Consider the following 16,743-nt stretch of genomic DNA (forward strand, 5'->3'; position numbering starts at 1 on the left):
TAATTTCACATGTAATCTTTATCTTGAGTGTATTAATTGGAGGAAAATATTATCAGAAAAGATCTCGTAGCTCCTGGAAGTGTGATAGGTGTGATAGAAGAATTCATGCCGGGCGAGAATATATATGAGAGAGATGGTTATCTCATATCTAGCATTGTAGGTAGTCTGATCATAGACATGAAGAGTAGGATAGCATATGTGAAACCTTCTAAAGAGATTAAAAGGATCACCCAGGGATCCTTTGTATATGCTATAGTAACATCAACTAGAGGAGAGATAGCAATGAGCAGAATACTTGGATTCAGTTTAGTGAATCCTATCAGGAATAATCTTACAGGAATTCTTCACGTGTCTCAGATACCTAGCGAGATTAAAACTAGATTCATTGAAGATCTCATAAGAGTAGGCGATGTGATCTACGCTAAGATTATCTCGAAGAACCAACCTTATTTTCTTTCATTGAGAAGTCAGAAAACCAGCATAGTAGTATCTCTATGTCCTAGATGCGGTTCTTTCATGGGAAGATTCAGGGAGAAGCTAGAATGCCCTCGATGTGGTTATAGTGAGATTAGAAAACCTATTGGAAGTTATCTATATAAGCTGTCTGAACTGAAGAAGGAGATGCTATGAAGAAGAGTTTTGTGATCAAATGCGAGAATCTATGTGAAGAACTTATAGATAGAATGAGTGAGGAGGGTATCGAATTCAGCTCTGTAGAGGTCTCAGGAGGAGTGATGAGAATCATATTCTCAGATGATATAATAAATCCTGAGAGAGAGATTGAAGAAATTAGAAAGATATACTCTGAACTTAGATCTCGATCTCGTTCTGGAGCATTGAGAGAGATAGAGCTGAGAAGAATTCAGAAAGCTGTAGAAGGACCTATAATACCATCGATTCTCTGTGAGATATTAAGGATCCAGGGTTACAAGGCTGAGCATGGTAAAGATAGAATTATCACAGACGCTCCCCACGAGATTCTGATAGAGGTGGGAGTGCTGGTTAGTATGTGTATAAAGAATCTGAAGAGAAGAGATCTAACATCTCAAGCTAAGGAGCTTGTGATTTTTGCATGCGCCTACCATAGATCGGATCCTGATACATGTGTTAGAGCTCTCATAAGAGAAGGTCTACTCAGAGATGTGGGAGGTGTGTATCATGTGGGATCTCATGATCTCAAGGAATACATGATGAAAGCAATGAATATATCATGTGAGGAATTTCAAGAAGAGCATACAGAAGATCTACATAATCTAGAGTCAGCATAGCATGACACAGCTCATTTAAAGATATTTAAGCTCTTCTATCTCACATTCTATGGGTTGATGTATTTTTGTGGCTGATGAGGGGGAGAGAGTAGAGGAGTTCAAGGTAACACCTTGGGAGGTTAAAGGTAGAGTAGATTATAGGAGGCTTATAGAGATCTTTGGTACACAGCCTATCACAGAAGATCTAATAGAAAGGCTGAAGAAGGTATCTAATGAGGAGCTCCACCTATTTCTCAGAAGAGGTGTTTTCTTCTCTCACAGAGACTTCGATAAAGTTCTTGATGATATCGAGAGTGGTAAAGGCTTCTTTCTATACACAGGGAGAGGTCCTTCAGGTCCTATGCATATAGGGCATCTAATACCATTTATAATGACGCAATGGCTTCAGAAGATCTTCAGAGTTAATGTGTATATAATGATAACAGATGACGAGAAGTTTCTTCATGAGGAGAGTATGGAGCTTAATGACGTTAGGAGATGGGCTTATGAGAATATTCTTGACATAATAGCGGTAGGGTTTGATCCTGAGAGGACTTTTATCTTCCAAGACACGGAGTATATCAGAAACATGTATCCAATGGCTCTCAAGATAGCTAAGAAGATAAACTTTAACCTGGCGAGATCGGTATTCGGTTTTGATACAAGTACCAATGTAGGACTTCTATTCTACCCTGCACTACAGATAGTGCCAACATTCTTTGAGAAGAGAAGATGTCTGATACCTGCTGCAATAGATCAGGATCCTTACTGGAGAATCCAGAGAGATCTAGCGGAGAGAATGGGGTACTATAAAGCAGCTGCAATACACTCTAAATTCCTTCCTCCACTCACAGGTTTCGAAGGTAAGATGAGTTCTTCTAAACCCGAGACAGCTATATATCTTCATGATGATCCTAAGACTGTTAGATATAAGATCATGAGATACGCATTCTCAGGAGGACAGCCTACTATAGAACTTCACAGAAAACTAGGAGGTAATCCTGATATAGATGTGTCATTTCAATGGCTTTACATGTATTTCGAGAATGATGATAGGGAGATAAGAAGAATAGAAGAAGAATATAGATCCGGTAGACTTCTAACAGGTGAACTGAAGGAGATTCTGGTGGAGAGGATAAATGAATTTCTAGAGAAGCATAGAGAGAAGAGGGAGAAAGCTAGAGAACTAGTTCACGTGTTCAAATACGAGGGCAGGCTAGCTAGAGAGATGTGGGAGAGGGTGTTAGAGTAGTAGGCTTAATTTAATAATCCCGGCTGTGTAACATGTTATGGGATGATGAGCGACTTCGGTCTGGAAATGTGAAGAGCCGTGTGAGGTCTGACTCAAAAAAGATCGGGGATATTATTGGATCAGATTCTATGTAGCAGATGTGGTTTTAGAAAAGCTATATATCTAGATAGATCCTCAGGACATAGGATGTGCGGGGTATGCCTCTATAGAGATGTTGAGAGTAAGATTAGAGAGGTTATATCGAGATATGCTAGAGATCTGAGAAACTCTTATGCGGCATACATAGATTTCTTTCAACCTGTTCCTTGGAATGGTCTTGTGATAAGGATTCTAGCTAGGATCTTAGGTAGAGCTGGTAATAGACTTATAGTGCTTCTATACCCATGGTATTCAGATTGTGTAGATATTTTTCGCAGTATTGCTGGAGATGTAGATCTTATAATCTTAGGTAAAACCTATGTTGAAGAGGTTCTCAGAATATGCTCAGATCTAGGCGAATCCATTGATTTCTACGCGTGTATTCTCAAACATCAGATGCTACTAGGACTTTCTCTTAGAAGTAGAGGATTTAATGTTGAAAAGATCTTCATAGCAAGACCTCGAGAATTCTCTGTAGATCTAGCTTTAAAAGTTTTAACAGGCTACAATAGAGAGATACTTTCTGAGGTGTATAATGATAGAACTATAGAAGGTCTTCACATAGTAAACATACTTGATAGAGTCTCCGAGTCAAGTCTAATATCATTAGCTCTCAGAGATAGAGATCTTGAGAACTGCTATGAGAAGACATTCATAGAATATGTTAGCCAGATGCCTGAGAAGGTGAGAGGAGTCTTATTTAGAGAGAATACTGTGATATCTATGTTTAAAGAGATCTTCTACACATCTTACGAGTACATGTATACATTCCCTGAATCTATGAAGAGATACTATTCATTATACTCCTATAGATGCAGGATCTGTAGTGCACCATTATCAGATAGCGATCAGAATCTCTGCAGATACTGTCTAAGACTGACTTCTGCTCTTAAGGATTTCTCTCAGATTTTTAGATAGATTAAAACATCCTTCACCTCTCTCAATAAGACCTAGTCTGATGAGTTTTCCTATAATCTGCTCAGGATCTTCTATTTTATAGAGTAGTCTAAGCTCTTTAATAGCTACTATCTCGCCTACAGATAGATTTCTGAGAAAGTATTCTAGGACTTCTAATTCGTTTTTCGAGAGATCTTTTGGTATGTGATCTTTAACTAGATCTATGAGATTTCTCCTAGGTCTATACATCATGCTTCCAAAGTATTTTGGTATTAGTGCGTTAAAGTATATTAAAACTTCGTATGAATACGTTTTTAATAGGATATTAGGCTTGTAGTATGTAGATCAAGAGGAATAGTATAGGGCGGTATAGTTGAAAAGAGTAGATAGAATGATCATAGATAGATTTGGAAGACCTCTTGAATCTCTTAGAATAACTGTGACTCATAAATGTAATTTTAGCTGCTTCTTCTGCCACATGGAGGGCGAGTCTCTGGAGAGTAGCGTAGAGTTATCCTACGAAGATATTGGAATAGTTGTTGAGGCTTTTTCAAGACTTGGTGTTAGGAGGTATAAGATCACTGGTGGAGAACCTACTCTGAGGAGGGATATACTGCATATTGTGAGAGAGGTCAAGACTCGTGGAAGAGCTGAGGATCTTTCTATGACAACTAATGGCTTTAGACTTGAAGAGCTTGCATTCAGACTCAGAGAAGAAGGTCTTAGCAGGATTAATATAAGTATTCATTCTCTAAAGAGAGATACCTTCAGGATGATCACGGGTGTTGATGGTCTGGAAAGAGTTTTAAAAGGACTTGAAGCGGCGAAGAAGGCTGGTTTCAAGCAGATCAAGATAAACACTGTTCTTCTCAGAGGTGTTAACGAGGGTGAGATACTAGATCTTATAGAGCTTGTAAGAGGTGATGATAGAATGGTTCTACAGATAATAGAGCTTCATCCCGTTGGAATGGGTGCTGGAGTCTTCAATAAGCATTTCCTATCAATGGATTATGTTGAAAAACTTCTGTCAGAGAATATATCACATCTGAGGATTAGAAGAGATCTTCATAATAGACCGGTGTACTATCTCAGAGAAGGAGGAGCTATAGAACTTGTCAGACCCGTTAGCAATCCTATATTCTGTGCAGGATGCAACAGGCTTAGACTTACTGCAGATGGTTTTCTTAAGCCCTGTCTTCTTAAGAACCGAGATAATGTGGATCTGAAGCCTGTGTTATTCGATGAAAGTCTTAGTAGAGAGGAGAAGATCAACAAGATTATAGAGCTTATATATCTTGCGAATCAGTTTAGAGAACCTTCGGCATTCTGGGCTTTAAATAGAGATCTAGATTTTGTGGCGGAGAGATTCAAGATCTCGGGAGATCTGAGAGATAGGATCAGGATTCATATACCTAAGAGATACTACTCATATAATGATAGCTCTTATTAGATCTTGAGGACAATATCTTAATTTGAAGATCTTTAAATAATAAGCATGTTATAAAGAGTTTCTAGGGTGGTTTTCTGAGTGAACTACCCTTCTCTCTTAACATGAAAAGACTTAGAGAATTCGGTCTCTTGAAAGGTCTGAGTAAGATAATCATATTTAACGAATCTAATCAGGCATGGGTTTCAGGACTTAGGATCGCGGGTTCGGCTCTGATCATAGATCTCAGAGATTCTGTTGTGAGATACTATACTCCGATCCTAGAGTTCTGGAGAGCTTATGACATGCTTGGAGAGAGCTTGGGTTCAGAGATCTCGTATGATGTTCTCGGATACTATAGATATAAGATCGATCTTCCAGAAGATATTAAGGTTTTTAATGGAGGACTTAAAGATGCTATAAAAAGCGAGGTAGGAGATCTAGGGGAGAAGTCCTGTGGAGTGGATAATATCGATATAGACTCTGATCTCAGAGATCTTCTGAGGAAATGTGTGGATCTAAGAGAAGATATAGCTAGCCTGAGATCTATTAAAAACAATATAGAGATAAGCTTGATAAAAACCGCCAGCGAGATAAGCATGAAAGCTCTCAGAAGAATTATTGAGGAAGGAGTTATAGGAAGATCTGAGCGAGAGATTGCTGGAAGATTCTCATATCTAATAAGATTATACGGAGCTGATGGAGAAGCATTCCCAAGTATAATAGCTGTGAATGAGAATGCTTCAAAACCACACTACCAGCCTAGTTCTCGAGTAGTTTCTCTAGGTGATTATATCCTCGTAGACGCGGGTGCTAAGGTTCGCGAGTATAATTCGGATATGACTAGAATGATTATCTATAGGAATTCCGAGGATTACAAGCATGTGCTTGAAGCTGTGATAGAATCTGTAGATGCTGCTCTCGAGAAGATTTCTCCAGGTGCTAAAGCCTCAGACATAGATAAAGCTGCTAGAGAGGTGCTTGAGAGGAGAGGATATTCAAAGTATTTCATCCACTCAACAGGTCATGGCGTAGGTGTTGATGTTCATGAGAAACCTCTTCTATCTCTATCTTCTAGCGATTCTATAGAGGAGGGTATGATAGTGACTATAGAACCTGGTATTTATATGAGGAATAAGATTGGTGTTAGAGTCGAGGAGTTAGTTCTTGTGAGTTCGAGAGGACCTAGGATCTTGACAGAGATTAGCAGAATTCTTGAGTACTTCTAAAGATTAGATTAACACTTGATACAGGGATCTTCTGTAGATCTCTTTGGTCTTGTAGTACCTTTAATCTCTTGAGATCGAGATTCTAAGAGGTTTTATATATTTAGAGTAGGATAGCCAACATAATTTTCTGGTGCTTCTTTTGGAGGATTTGGATAAGATATTTATGAGAGTTCTTACATCAAAGATCTTTATTAATAGAGAGGTTCTAAGACCTGACTATATACCGGATCACCTGCCGCACAGAGAAGATCAGATTAGAAGCATTGCATCAGTAGTCTCAGTAGCTCTCCAGGGTGAGAGACCTAGCAATCTTTTCATATACGGTGTGACTGGTACTGGCAAGACTGCTGTGACCAAGTATGTTCTCAGAAGATTAAGTGGGAAGGGTATTGAGTTTAACAGGCCTGTTTCATGGATATATGTGAATTCTCGTATAGATAATACTTCTTACAGGATCTTCACAAGAATCGGTGAAGAGATAGGACTTAGACTTCCATTCACAGGTCTTTCAACAGCTGAAGTTTATAAGAGAGTTAGAAATGCTCTGGATTCAGAGGAGAGAGTGTATATTATTGTTGTTGACGAGATAGATTTCATAGCTAGGAATGAGAGTGACGAGATACTATACAAGCTTACAAGAATTAACGAGGATCTTAACAGGGCTAAGGTTAGCTTCATAGGTATAACGAATAACATAAGATTCGTGGAGAATCTTGATGCAAGAGTTAGAAGTAGCTTAGGAGAAGAAGAGATAGTATTCCCACCATATAACGCGCTACAACTCGAAGAAATACTATGGGAGAGAGCTAGAATAGCTTTTAGAGAGAATGCGATCACTGAAGAAGCTATAAAGATCTGTGCTGCCATAGCAGCTAGAGAGCATGGAGATGCTAGAAGAGCACTAGATCTTCTGAGAATCTCTGGAGAGATAGCTGAGAGAGAAGGTTCGAGTAAGGTTTTGGAAGAACATGTTCATAAAGCTTACTATGAGCTTGAGAGGGAGAGAGTGGTTCAGATAATATCAACACTTCCCTTCCACAGCAGGCTTGTTCTCTACGCGATACTTAAGACAGAGGTTAGTGATGAGGCTACTACTACTGGAGAACTCTACGCACTATATAGAGATATAGCAATTAGATTTGGTATAGAACCTGTGACTCAGAGGAGGGTGAGCGATATAGTATCAGAGCTAGAGGTTTTGGGGATAATATCTGCGAGGATCTATAATAGAGGTAGGTATGGGAAGACACGGGTTCTTAGACTTGCTGTGAATCCTCTCACAGTATTAGAAGTTCTCAGAAGAGATACCTTGATAAGAGATATCATGGAAGGCGAGTTAGAAGAGCTCGAGGAAAAACTCAGAGGCTCTACCCATAACTCAAAACAGCTCTACGAGTAGAAGCATCTGCTACTTGAAAACTATATTACCCGGAGAAGATCAGGTTCTTCTAATGCTTTTCAGAAGTTCTGAAGCGTTATCTCTCAGAATCATCTCTTTCTCTCTACTACTAAGATAAGGACTTTCAAGAACTACTCTAACCTCATCATCTATGCTACCACCCTGAACCACTGGATAGTCTGAGCCGAATAATATTCTTTCTAATCCAACTTCCTCCCTTAGTTTTCTAACAACACTTTCTGTATAGAATAGATAGTCGTTTACAGCAGAAGAATCACCATAAACATTATCATATTTCCTCATGATCCTAATCGCTTCATTAAACCATATCCCATATCTATAGGCGCAGTAGGATCCTGTGTGTGCAAGAACTATTTTGGGGGAGAATATTTCTAGAGCCTTTGCAAGTCTACTAGGTGAAGCCCATTGAGAGAGTAGTGGTATCTCGAAAGGTCCTGGATCGCATCCTGTGTGAATTATAATCAGAAGATCATTCTTCTCGGCAAATTCTAGAACTCTCAGAAAACCCTCGCTCTCTAAAGGATCGAATAGTTGTAGAGTTGGAAGCAGTTTTATACCTCTAACTCCCATCATCAGAAGATCTCTTAATCTCTTCTCAAGTGTTTCATGTCTTAGCTCTGGATATATAGATCCTATTGGTATGATCTCTATGCCGTTGCCACTATACTCTCTAGAGATCGCTATAACATCTTCTGAGAGATATCTCTTGTCTCCATAAGTCTCGCTTAAATGAGTATAGAATCTTCTGAAAGCTTCGAGAAGATCTGTTGTACCGAACATCTTATAGATCTCTAGATTTACTGTGAATAAAGACTCGGAAGATACTCTCTCTAGAAAATGTCTCACCTTAGGACTCTCCACGACTTTTACAGGGATCTCTGTTGCGAGAAGTATTATCTTGCTAACTCCAGCTCTTCTAGCATTCTCTATGATCTTATCTATATCTGTTAGAGGGTGTACGTGTGCATCTATATAATTCATCGGCTCTCAACTATATTATTTAATATCGTTAGAAATAATAAATATTTTAAAACATCTGATATAGAAGGAAAGAGCCCTCTCGAGAGGAGTATTAAGATTTTCAAACGATTTTATATGTTTGATAGTATTTGAAGGGAGAGTTGTTAAGAGTATCTTCTGATGCAGGAGAACATCAGATTCTCCCTATAATCATGTTTCTAATATCCTCATCTTCTAAAGCTCTTCTATATGCTTCAACAATTCTTCTAGCGGTTTCTTCTTTCAAAATCTCTCTCGGCTGAATCGATCCTGGGCTTCCAAATCCGTATCTAGGTATTACATGAACATGGAAATGAAATATAACTTGACCTGCTGAAGATCCTTTATTTGTTATGATTCTAAATCCAGTAGCTCCAAGATATCTCACGCTGGCATGTCCAAACCCTCTTGCTACTATAAAGATCCTTGCCACTATATCTGGAGGTGTTTCCACTACATCTTTATAATGATCTCTAGGTGCTATCAGGAGATGTCCGTAGCTTAGAGGGTATTTATCTAGAAACACGACTAGGTCTTTGTCCTCATACACTATCCAGCCTTCTTCTACGCCTTCAAAGATTCTGCAGAATACACAGTTCTCATCTTTCAATCTTGTCAGCCTGAAGATAATAATGTGTATACTATTAAATCTCTTACACAGCTATCATCTTAGATATTTTAATGCTTATTTCCTTAATTACCTAGCTTCTATAGGGTGTGATATGGGTAGCAAGCATGGTAAGTATGGGTATCTTAAGATAGGCGAGGATCTATATGCTAAGATAAGAATTCTTAAGAATAGAGATCCTAAGAATCCTGAGGCGTATTATTTCACAGGTGTGTTTGTGAAGAAGAAGCCTAGGAAGGCTAGGATCATAGAAGGATCAGATATTCCAGAAGAGATTTTATCAAAGATCAGATCTTCAGTTTCTTCTCTAAGATGATCTGGACAGCATTCTCTTAGGCTCTCACTCTCATATTTATAACTTTCACACATATGTGATTATATAGGTGTTCGAGAGGTAATACCATGAGATTATACGATTTAGGAGATGGGATCTCTATAGTTCCTGGATATCCTTTCCTCTATATGTCATCATATAAAAAGCTTATTCTCGCAGATCTTCATCTAGGCTATGAAGAGGCTATGGCTGAAGAAGGGATCTATCTTCCTAAAGCTCAGTTAACCTCTATAATTAATGATCTCAGAACAGTTCTAGAGTTTTTAGATGTTAAAAACATTCTAATAGTAGGAGATCTCAAGCATAGATTTGATAGGCTGAGCAAGCAGGAGAGAGAAGAAGTCTCGCACTTCATAAAAACATTAAGAGAATACGGTGTAGATATGATAGATCTTGTTAAAGGAAATCATGATAACTTTATATCTATAGTGCTTAAGAAACTTGATGTGAGAATAAGCGATCATATCATCATAGGTGATATACTATTCATACACGGTCATCAAGATCCTTTCGAGAATAAAGCAGATACTGAAACAGATCTTAGCAGGGTGAGAGTGGTGGTGTATGGGCATGAACATCCTTCTATAGTTCTCCGCGATAGACTTGGTAAAGTAGCTAAACTACCTGTGTTTCTTGAGATCCCTCTAAATCTGAGAGAAGATTCTAAGGTGAGAGGTATTGTTCTTCCAGCATCAGGTTATTATCAGCTTGGATCTCCTGCAACCCTTGATCCTGATAAATATCTCTCTCCTATAACCAGGAGATATGCTCAGACTCAGCATGTAAAGCCTTACGCGCTTATAAAAGGAGATACCGTTCTCGAGATGCCTACACTAGCAACCTTGATGGAGTTCATAGAGATCTAAAAGATAGGACATTTTATGAGGTTTGAGAGAGATGAGTTCTTAGGTTCTTAATTTCTCTGGATAGATCTGAAGGTCTAGAGATCCTGTCATTATCTCCGTAGAATACTTCGAAAACAAGAAATCTTATATTAGGAGATCTTGTGAGAAGCTTGGCAAGTTTTAGTGTGTCTAGAGGTGTTTGAGAGAAGTTTCTATGAGATCTAAATCTAGAACCTTCTCTAATGAGTCCGTGAAGATGTATAACTCTGCTTCTCTCAAGAATCTTCTCGGGGATTATCTCTAGAACCTGGGAGATGTTTTCAAAGTTTCTGAACCTGTAGTTCTCAGCATAGACATGAGCTAAGTCTATGCATATACTTGATTCAGGGATTCTCTTGATTAGTTCTTCAAGCTGATCTATTTTACCACAACATCTGCCCTGAATAGTTTCAACAACGATCTTTTGATCTAGTTTAAGTAATTCTTCCATAGATCTAGCTAGAGAAGATATGCATAGGCTAGGATCTTCATCACATAAAGGTTGTTCTGATGCTCCGTGAAGAACTATATACTCGTACTCGCTCACTCCTACTTCTCTAAGTCTCTGAATTGTTTTCCTAATAATCTCTACTGAAGCTCTTCTCACATCTTCTACTGGTGATGCTATATAGATTTCTTTCCAAGGTCCGTGGAATCCTATTGATATTCTATAGCTACTCAGAAGATCTCTGAATGTTCTCAGCCACTCAGGTTTTTCAAGTTCTAGAATGCTGTCAATATCTATCTCAACATGATCTATTCCAACATCTATGAATTCTTCCACTAGATCTCTTATTCTCCCCAGATCCTTCCTCCAGATCGTGAAACCAATACGAGGATTCATAATATGATCACATCTATAGATCACGCTTTAATCCTCGTATTCTAAAGAAGAGATTATATCGAGAAGAGCTCTACCTACTTCTATAATTCTGCTCGAGAGCTTGTCTAGAGAATCAAGAACTGTGACACCTTTAACAAGATTATCGCTTACTATGAGAACACATGATGTCTTAAGATTTCTAAGTCTTCCGATAGCATTGAGAGTGGCGCACTCCATCTCTACAGATATTATATTCATCTTTCTACATCTCTCTATAAAAACAGGATCCTCTGCATAGAATGAGTCGGAGCTGAAAACAATTCCTCTGAAAACCCTATCAAATCTTCTCTTAAGCTCTCTATAGATCTTGCTAGTGAGAATTATGTCAGGCGATGTAGAATAGCTTATGTCACTCCCAACATACATGCCTATAGTACCTCCTATACTGTATGATGCTCCTTCTGCGATGATTATATCTCCTATCTCGAGATCTTCTTTCAAAGCTCCTGTAGTCCCCAGCCTGATAATTCTTCTAGCGCCTAACATGGCAAGTTCCTCGAATACTATGGCTGAGGAAGCACCTCCAACTCCATGAGTTGCTATACTCACTCTCCTACCCTTATAGTAGCCTGTGTATGTTAGAAAACCTCTGTATTCGTTGACCAGTCGAGGGTTTTCTAAGAGGTTTGAAAGGATTCTCACCCTGCCAGGATCTCCTGCTGCTATCACATCCTCGGCGATATCTCCTCTCTCAGCATGTATATGAAGAGGTTTTTTGAACTTGCTCAATCTAGGCTATCCCTCGTACCAGATAGTATTAATTAATACTGATTATAAGTTATTTCTCTAAATTCTCATGTCTTTCAGAGATATTAGATATCATGTGATCTTTTAATGTTCTCTGGGTTTTAATTCTATCGGATGGCTCTACATCATATTCATCATATATTTCTCCGAATATCTCTTCAATAAGATCTTCTAGTGTGACAGCTCCTAGAATATTGTTATTATAATCTACAACAATAAGCATGTGAGTTCTATATCTTCTCATTATTCTGAGAGCATCATAAAGTCTTGTATCATGATAGATCCTGGTTATAGGTCTTATGATTTCTCGGATCTCCTTATCAAAACCTTTCATAAGCAGATCTTTGACATGGATTATGCCTATAACATTATTAGGATTATCTCTGTACACAGGATATCTAGAATGCCCGTAAGCTTTCAGCAGGTCTAGAATCTTGTTTATGTCATCTTCTAAGGATATCATAACGAGATTCTTAACAGGGATCATGATCTCCTCAACTTTTTTATCCATGAAGTTCATTATATTGTTCATCAGGAATCTCTCATACCTACTTATAACACCTTCTTTCTCAGCTATTCTAAGCATTGTTCTGAGCTCTTCTTCGCTGATCTCTTCTCTGCTCTTTTTAACTCTTCTCTCTAGAGGTGATATGATCTTGCTAGATATAAGTGATAGTATTCTTGCTACTGGTGTGAAGAATCTGATCATGATATACATAAAAGGTGATAGTATGGATACCATGCTCTCTCTATATATAACTCCAAGAGTTTTCGGTATAGATTCTCCTACTAAGACTATTAGAATAGTACCGATCACCAGTGCTAGCAGGCTTCCCAAGCTCTCTCCATAAGCTGATGTGAGTATGTGGGTTAGTAGTACTGCTATTCCTGTGTTTGCAAGTATGTTTACTATTATGATCGCGTTTATAGTCTCATGAGGTTTTCTTCTAAGTCTTAGAGCTAGTGAAGCACCTTTAAATCCTCTCTCTCTAAGCATTGTAAGTCTGATCCTATCTGATGAGAATAGAGAGAGCTCGTAAGCTGTCACTATAAAAGAGAGTATTATGAGAGCACCTATTACCGCGAGCCATAAGACTGATGTGAACAATCTCTCGGGACAACCCTCCTATCAATACTAATATATAATGAACATGGTTAATATAGATGTGACGCCTGTTTACATACAGATTCTCCTGAGAAGATCTCAGATAGTGTTTTGAGTATTTGAGAGTAGTGCTATCCCAAGATCTATGAGAGAGAACAGAGATGAGAGGCTGAAACAGCTTGGTGTCGTGTGTTGAGATTGAATTCTTTAATTTTCTCTAAGAGTATTTATACTAGGTGATGAAGCTCGAAAGGTCTGATCTGTGAAGAACCCGCGCAGGTCTGAGCCTTTCATTGTAGTAGACGTGTTTTACTGCTTCTATCTTCCTACTTGGAGCATTCTAATTATATTAACTATCTTACGTCCTTTCATAGAAACTCTGATCTTCAGAGGATTTAGAGAGGTGCTTTCTAAGAGACCGCTCTCTATTAGTAGTATAAGCTCTCTTTCGAAATCTTCTGGATCTTTTCCAATGAATCTAATTAGATCATCAAGAGTGAATTCTCTTTCGCCGTACATACCTAGTCTGTAGAGTAGCAGGAGAGGTTTCGATATCCTTACACTCTCTCTAGAGTCTGAATATGTCTTTTGAAGGATTTCTGTCATAGCACAACCTAGTTATACAAGCTTATATCGGATAATCTTAAAAATCACATGTGTATGCAGGTGGTTGTTTGATTATGATCTTATGATATGTGTTATGATCCTCTATCAAGAATCATGTGAATCGTCTGGTGGATTGCTTTTTAATCTCCTACATAATATATCCTGAGATAAGAGGAGTAGAGCTGGTATTAGAAGGGGTTTGAATTGATTCTGTATGCAAGAGATCCTGAGAATGATGAAGAAGCACTATCACTTCTCAGAGATTATGTGAGAGAATGGTTTAGAAGTAGATATTCAAGTCTCACACCTCCTCAGAGAATGGCGATTCCATGGGTTAAGAAAGGCTATAACGTTCTCATCTCGAGTCCTACAGGATCTGGTAAGACTCTGGCTGCGTTCATAGCGATTCTAGATGATCTCTATGAGTTGTGGGAGAGAGGAGAGTTGAATGATGAGATCTACGCTGTATATGTTTCTCCGCTTAGAGCTCTTAACAATGATATGGGAAGAAATCTTATAGAACCTCTTAGAGAGATAAACAAGATAATCAGAAGTAGAGGTGTCGAGCCTCCTGATATAAGAGTTGCGGTGAGAACCAGTGATACCAAGCCTGCTGAGAAGCAGAAGATGCTTAGCAAACCTCCTCACATACTTATAACAACTCCTGAGACTCTCTCGATAATACTTATAGCTCCTAGGTTTAGAGAGAAGCTTAGAAGTGTTAGATGGGTTATTGTTGACGAGATTCACGAGCTTGCTTCAAGTAAGAGAGGTACGCATCTTGTTCTAAGTCTTGAAAGACTTGTAGAACTTAGTGGAAGAGATTTTCAGAGGATAGGGCTTTCAGCAACTATAAATCCTCTAGATGTGGTAGCTGGTTTTCTGGTAGGGTATAAAGATGATGGAGAGCCTAGGCAGTGTGTTATCGTTGATGCGAGATTTTCTAAGCCTGTGGATATAAGGGTTGTATGTCCTAAAGCTGATCTTGTGAGAGCTTCTGGTGAGGAGATTAACCAAGCTATATATGATGCTGTTGTTGAAACTATAAAGAAGTATAGAACATCTCTTATCTTCACGAATACGAGACATTCAACTGAGAAGGTTGTTTTCAAGCTTAGAAAGATCTTCGAGAAGAGATCTGATGGTATATCTCCTGAGAAGATCGAGGCTCATCACGGGAGTCTATCTAGAGATATAAGACTTGATGTGGAGGAGAGACTTAAGAGAGGAGAGCTTAGAGTTGTAGTTTCATCTACAAGCCTTGAACTCGGGATTGATATAGGCTATATAGAAGTTGTTATCCTTCTCTCAAGTCCTAAGAGTGTGACAAGACTGCTTCAGAGAGTTGGTAGAGCTGGTCATCATATTAGGCAGACTAGTATTGGGAGGATTATAGTGGTTGATAGAGATGATCTTGTTGAGTGTGCTGTTCTAGCTAGAAGTGCTATGGATAGGAAGCTTGATAGAGTTAGGATTCCTATGAAGCCTCTCGACATATTGATCCAGCATATTATTGGGATGAGTATTGAGAAGAAGTGGAGTGTAGATGAAGCTCTTAGAGTGGTGAGAAGAGCTTATCCTTATAGAGATCTTGATAGAGATACTCTTATCAAGATCCTAAGATACCTCTCATCAAGTATAGGAGAACTGGAGCATTTGAAGGTGTACTCCAAGATATGGTTTGATGAGATTGAAGGTGTCTTTGGCAGGAAGAAGGGTGCTAGAGTTATCTATGCTCTTAACTCCGGTGCTATACCTGATGAAGCTAAGATCCCTGTGATAAATGTTTCTGAGAGGAAGTGGATTGGAGATCTTGATGAGGGTTTTGTAGAGATACTTGATAGAGATGATGTATTTGTCCTAGGAGGTAAGGTGTATAAGGTTGTTGAGATAGCGCCTACGAAGGTTTATGTGGTGCCGGCTGATGGTGAGAGACCTACTGTTCCTTCATGGTTTTCTGAGATGCTACCTCTCTCATTTGATTCAGCTCTTAAGGTGGGAGCTTTTAGGAGAATGATCTTTGAAAGACTTTATAGAGGTTTGATGAGAGGAGATCTAGATAGTGTGAGAGAGGGTTTGATAAGAGAACTTGTTGAAGAATATGTTCTTGAGCCTCATGCGGCTAGAATGATTGTGGATTATGTGTTAGAGCAGATCTACTATACCGGTGGTTTAGTACCTCATGATAAGATGATCTTGATCGAGGTTTTTAGAGATCCTGAGAAAGAAGTTGATCACATAATATTTCACAGTCTCTATGGAAGGAAAGTTAATGATGCTCTTTCGAGAGCTTATGCATATTCTCTAGGCAGGATCCTCGGTCTAGATGTGAGAATAACGGTGACAGATAATGGCTTCATACTGTCAGTGCCTACGAGACTTAGAGATCCCGAGAGTATAGTCAGAGATCTTATGCTTAGAGTCTCGAGTAGCAACATAAGAGAGCTGCTAAGACTAGCGATAAGAAACACAGAGATCTTTAAGAAGAGATTTAGACATGTTGCAGAGAGAAGTATAATGATTCTGAAGAATTATAGAGGGAAGGATATAAGCATAGAGAGAAGACAGCTAAACGCTGAAGCACTTCTAAAAGCTGTCGAGAGAATCCAGGGATTCCCAGTATATGAGGAGACTATGAGAGAGATCATGGAAGACTACATGGATATAGAAAACGCATCTCTAATACTATCTCAGATAGAAAACGGCGATATAGATGTAAGAATCATAGTAGATCCCGAAGGAGCTGGAGCACCATCGCCAATGGCTCACGGGATCTACGCTACAGGAGTTAGCGATGTAGTTCTCATGGAAGACAGAAGAGCCATACTACTAAAACTATACAATGAAATGATAGAAGTATTGAAGAGCAAAGGCTTGAACATACCTCAACAAGCTAGCGCGGAGAGTAGGATTTAAATCTATACAGATGTGTGCCATCAGATTCTAAG

Annotated in this window: 17 protein-coding genes; 10 read left to right on the forward strand and 7 right to left on the reverse strand. The window is 38.8% G+C overall.

Translation table 11 applies throughout. From position 1 onward, the window contains the following. Nucleotides 1-36 precede the first annotated feature (36 nt). From QXS89_04395 to QXS89_04410, 4 genes are all read left to right on the forward strand, one after another. Nucleotides 37-630 (forward strand): exosome complex RNA-binding protein Csl4, encoded by a 594-nt coding sequence (locus tag QXS89_04395; protein ID MEM3831414.1) that lies wholly within the window; start codon nt 37-39, stop codon nt 628-630. Next, nucleotides 627-1,268 carry a DUF2067 family protein gene (locus QXS89_04400; protein MEM3831415.1) on the forward strand — a complete coding sequence of 214 codons (642 nt, stop codon included), beginning with the start codon at nt 627-629 and terminating at the stop codon, nt 1,266-1,268. Before QXS89_04395 ends, QXS89_04400 begins: the two co-directional genes overlap by 4 nt. A gap of 67 nt (nt 1,269-1,335) precedes the next feature. Continuing rightward, a complete protein-coding gene (locus QXS89_04405) occupies nt 1,336-2,499 on the forward strand; it encodes a tryptophan--tRNA ligase (GenBank protein ID MEM3831416.1) in 1,164 nt (387 codons plus the stop codon). 114 nt (nt 2,500-2,613) lie between these two features. Continuing rightward, complete coding sequence (locus tag QXS89_04410) at nt 2,614-3,555, forward strand: hypothetical protein (GenBank protein MEM3831417.1); 942 nt, start codon at nt 2,614-2,616, stop codon at nt 3,553-3,555. Here the strand turns inward: QXS89_04410 and QXS89_04415 are convergent. Continuing rightward, nucleotides 3,508-3,786: a hypothetical protein gene (locus QXS89_04415; protein ID MEM3831418.1), complete on the reverse strand. Its 279-nt coding sequence runs from the start codon at nt 3,784-3,786 to the stop codon at nt 3,508-3,510. The two genes, QXS89_04410 and QXS89_04415, sit on opposite strands and share 48 nt — an antisense overlap. Before the next feature lie 121 nt (nt 3,787-3,907). Between QXS89_04415 and moaA the strand changes: the two genes are divergently transcribed. The 3 genes from moaA (at nt 3,908) to QXS89_04430 (ending at nt 7,588) form a co-directional block, all read left to right on the forward strand. Continuing rightward, nucleotides 3,908-4,984 carry a GTP 3',8-cyclase MoaA gene (gene moaA, locus QXS89_04420; protein MEM3831419.1) on the forward strand — a complete coding sequence of 359 codons (1,077 nt, stop codon included), beginning with the start codon at nt 3,908-3,910 and terminating at the stop codon, nt 4,982-4,984. Between the two features lie 128 nt (nt 4,985-5,112). Continuing rightward, nucleotides 5,113-6,189 (forward strand): M24 family metallopeptidase, encoded by a 1,077-nt coding sequence (locus tag QXS89_04425; protein ID MEM3831420.1) that lies wholly within the window; start codon nt 5,113-5,115, stop codon nt 6,187-6,189. Between the two features lie 163 nt (nt 6,190-6,352). Then, the gene (locus QXS89_04430; GenBank protein ID MEM3831421.1) at nt 6,353-7,588 is read left to right on the forward strand and encodes an orc1/cdc6 family replication initiation protein; all 1,236 of its coding nucleotides are present in this window, start codon (nt 6,353-6,355) and stop codon (nt 7,586-7,588) included. Nucleotides 7,589-7,627: 39 nt separating this feature from the next. On the opposite strand, the gene QXS89_04435 is transcribed toward QXS89_04430, so the two are convergent. Together QXS89_04435 and QXS89_04440 are read right to left on the reverse strand one after the other, a co-directional pair. Continuing rightward, entirely contained in the window at nt 7,628-8,590 is a 963-nt protein-coding gene (locus QXS89_04435) for an amidohydrolase family protein (GenBank protein ID MEM3831422.1), read from the reverse strand. A gap of 172 nt (nt 8,591-8,762) precedes the next feature. Beyond that, on the reverse strand, nt 8,763-9,218 hold the full coding sequence (locus QXS89_04440; protein ID MEM3831423.1) for an HIT domain-containing protein: 456 nt from the start codon (nt 9,216-9,218) through the stop codon (nt 8,763-8,765). A 112-nt stretch (nt 9,219-9,330) separates the two neighbouring features. Between QXS89_04440 and QXS89_04445 the strand changes: the two genes are divergently transcribed. Together QXS89_04445 and QXS89_04450 are read left to right on the forward strand one after the other, a co-directional pair. Continuing rightward, entirely contained in the window at nt 9,331-9,552 is a 222-nt protein-coding gene (locus QXS89_04445; GenBank protein ID MEM3831424.1) for a DUF5622 domain-containing protein, read from the forward strand. Nucleotides 9,553-9,638: 86 nt separating this feature from the next. After that, entirely contained in the window at nt 9,639-10,436 is a 798-nt protein-coding gene (locus QXS89_04450) for a metallophosphoesterase (protein ID MEM3831425.1), read from the forward strand. 13 nt (nt 10,437-10,449) lie between these two features. Here QXS89_04450 and QXS89_04455 read toward each other — a convergent pair whose 3' ends face one another. The 4 genes from QXS89_04455 to QXS89_04470 form a co-directional block, all read right to left on the reverse strand. Continuing rightward, a complete protein-coding gene (locus QXS89_04455; protein MEM3831426.1) occupies nt 10,450-11,298 on the reverse strand; it encodes a TIM barrel protein in 849 nt (282 codons plus the stop codon). A gap of 27 nt (nt 11,299-11,325) precedes the next feature. Beyond that, entirely contained in the window at nt 11,326-12,066 is a 741-nt protein-coding gene (locus tag QXS89_04460; protein ID MEM3831427.1) for a purine-nucleoside phosphorylase, read from the reverse strand. 49 nt (nt 12,067-12,115) lie between these two features. Continuing rightward, the gene (locus QXS89_04465) at nt 12,116-13,192 is read right to left on the reverse strand and encodes a hemolysin family protein (protein MEM3831428.1); all 1,077 of its coding nucleotides are present in this window, start codon (nt 13,190-13,192) and stop codon (nt 12,116-12,118) included. Between the two features lie 315 nt (nt 13,193-13,507). After that, on the reverse strand, nt 13,508-13,795 hold the full coding sequence (locus tag QXS89_04470; protein MEM3831429.1) for a hypothetical protein: 288 nt from the start codon (nt 13,793-13,795) through the stop codon (nt 13,508-13,510). Between the two features lie 210 nt (nt 13,796-14,005). On the opposite strand from QXS89_04470, the gene QXS89_04475 reads away from it, so the two are divergent. Continuing rightward, nucleotides 14,006-16,711: an ATP-dependent helicase gene (locus QXS89_04475; protein ID MEM3831430.1), complete on the forward strand. Its 2,706-nt coding sequence runs from the start codon at nt 14,006-14,008 to the stop codon at nt 16,709-16,711. The last annotated feature ends 32 nt before the right edge of the window (nt 16,712-16,743 follow it).

It is taken from the genome of Sulfolobales archaeon, from assembly GCA_038881635.1.
GTDB lineage: Archaea > Thermoproteota > Thermoprotei_A > Sulfolobales > AG1 > WYEN01.

Coding starts and splice junctions, on each gene's coding strand:
- QXS89_04470 (MEM3831429.1), bottom strand. CDS start 13,795: ATGACAGAAATCCTTCAAAAGACATATTCAGACTCTAGAGAGAGTGTA.
- QXS89_04455 (MEM3831426.1), bottom strand. CDS start 11,298: ATGAATCCTCGTATTGGTTTCACGATCTGGAGGAAGGATCTGGGGAGA.
- QXS89_04445 (MEM3831424.1), top strand. CDS start 9,331: ATGGGTAGCAAGCATGGTAAGTATGGGTATCTTAAGATAGGCGAGGAT.
- QXS89_04430 (MEM3831421.1), top strand. CDS start 6,353: ATGAGAGTTCTTACATCAAAGATCTTTATTAATAGAGAGGTTCTAAGA.
- QXS89_04435 (MEM3831422.1), bottom strand. CDS start 8,590: ATGAATTATATAGATGCACACGTACACCCTCTAACAGATATAGATAAG.
- QXS89_04415 (MEM3831418.1), bottom strand. CDS start 3,786: ATGATGTATAGACCTAGGAGAAATCTCATAGATCTAGTTAAAGATCAC.
- QXS89_04400 (MEM3831415.1), top strand. CDS start 627: ATGAAGAAGAGTTTTGTGATCAAATGCGAGAATCTATGTGAAGAACTT.
- QXS89_04450 (MEM3831425.1), top strand. CDS start 9,639: ATGAGATTATACGATTTAGGAGATGGGATCTCTATAGTTCCTGGATAT.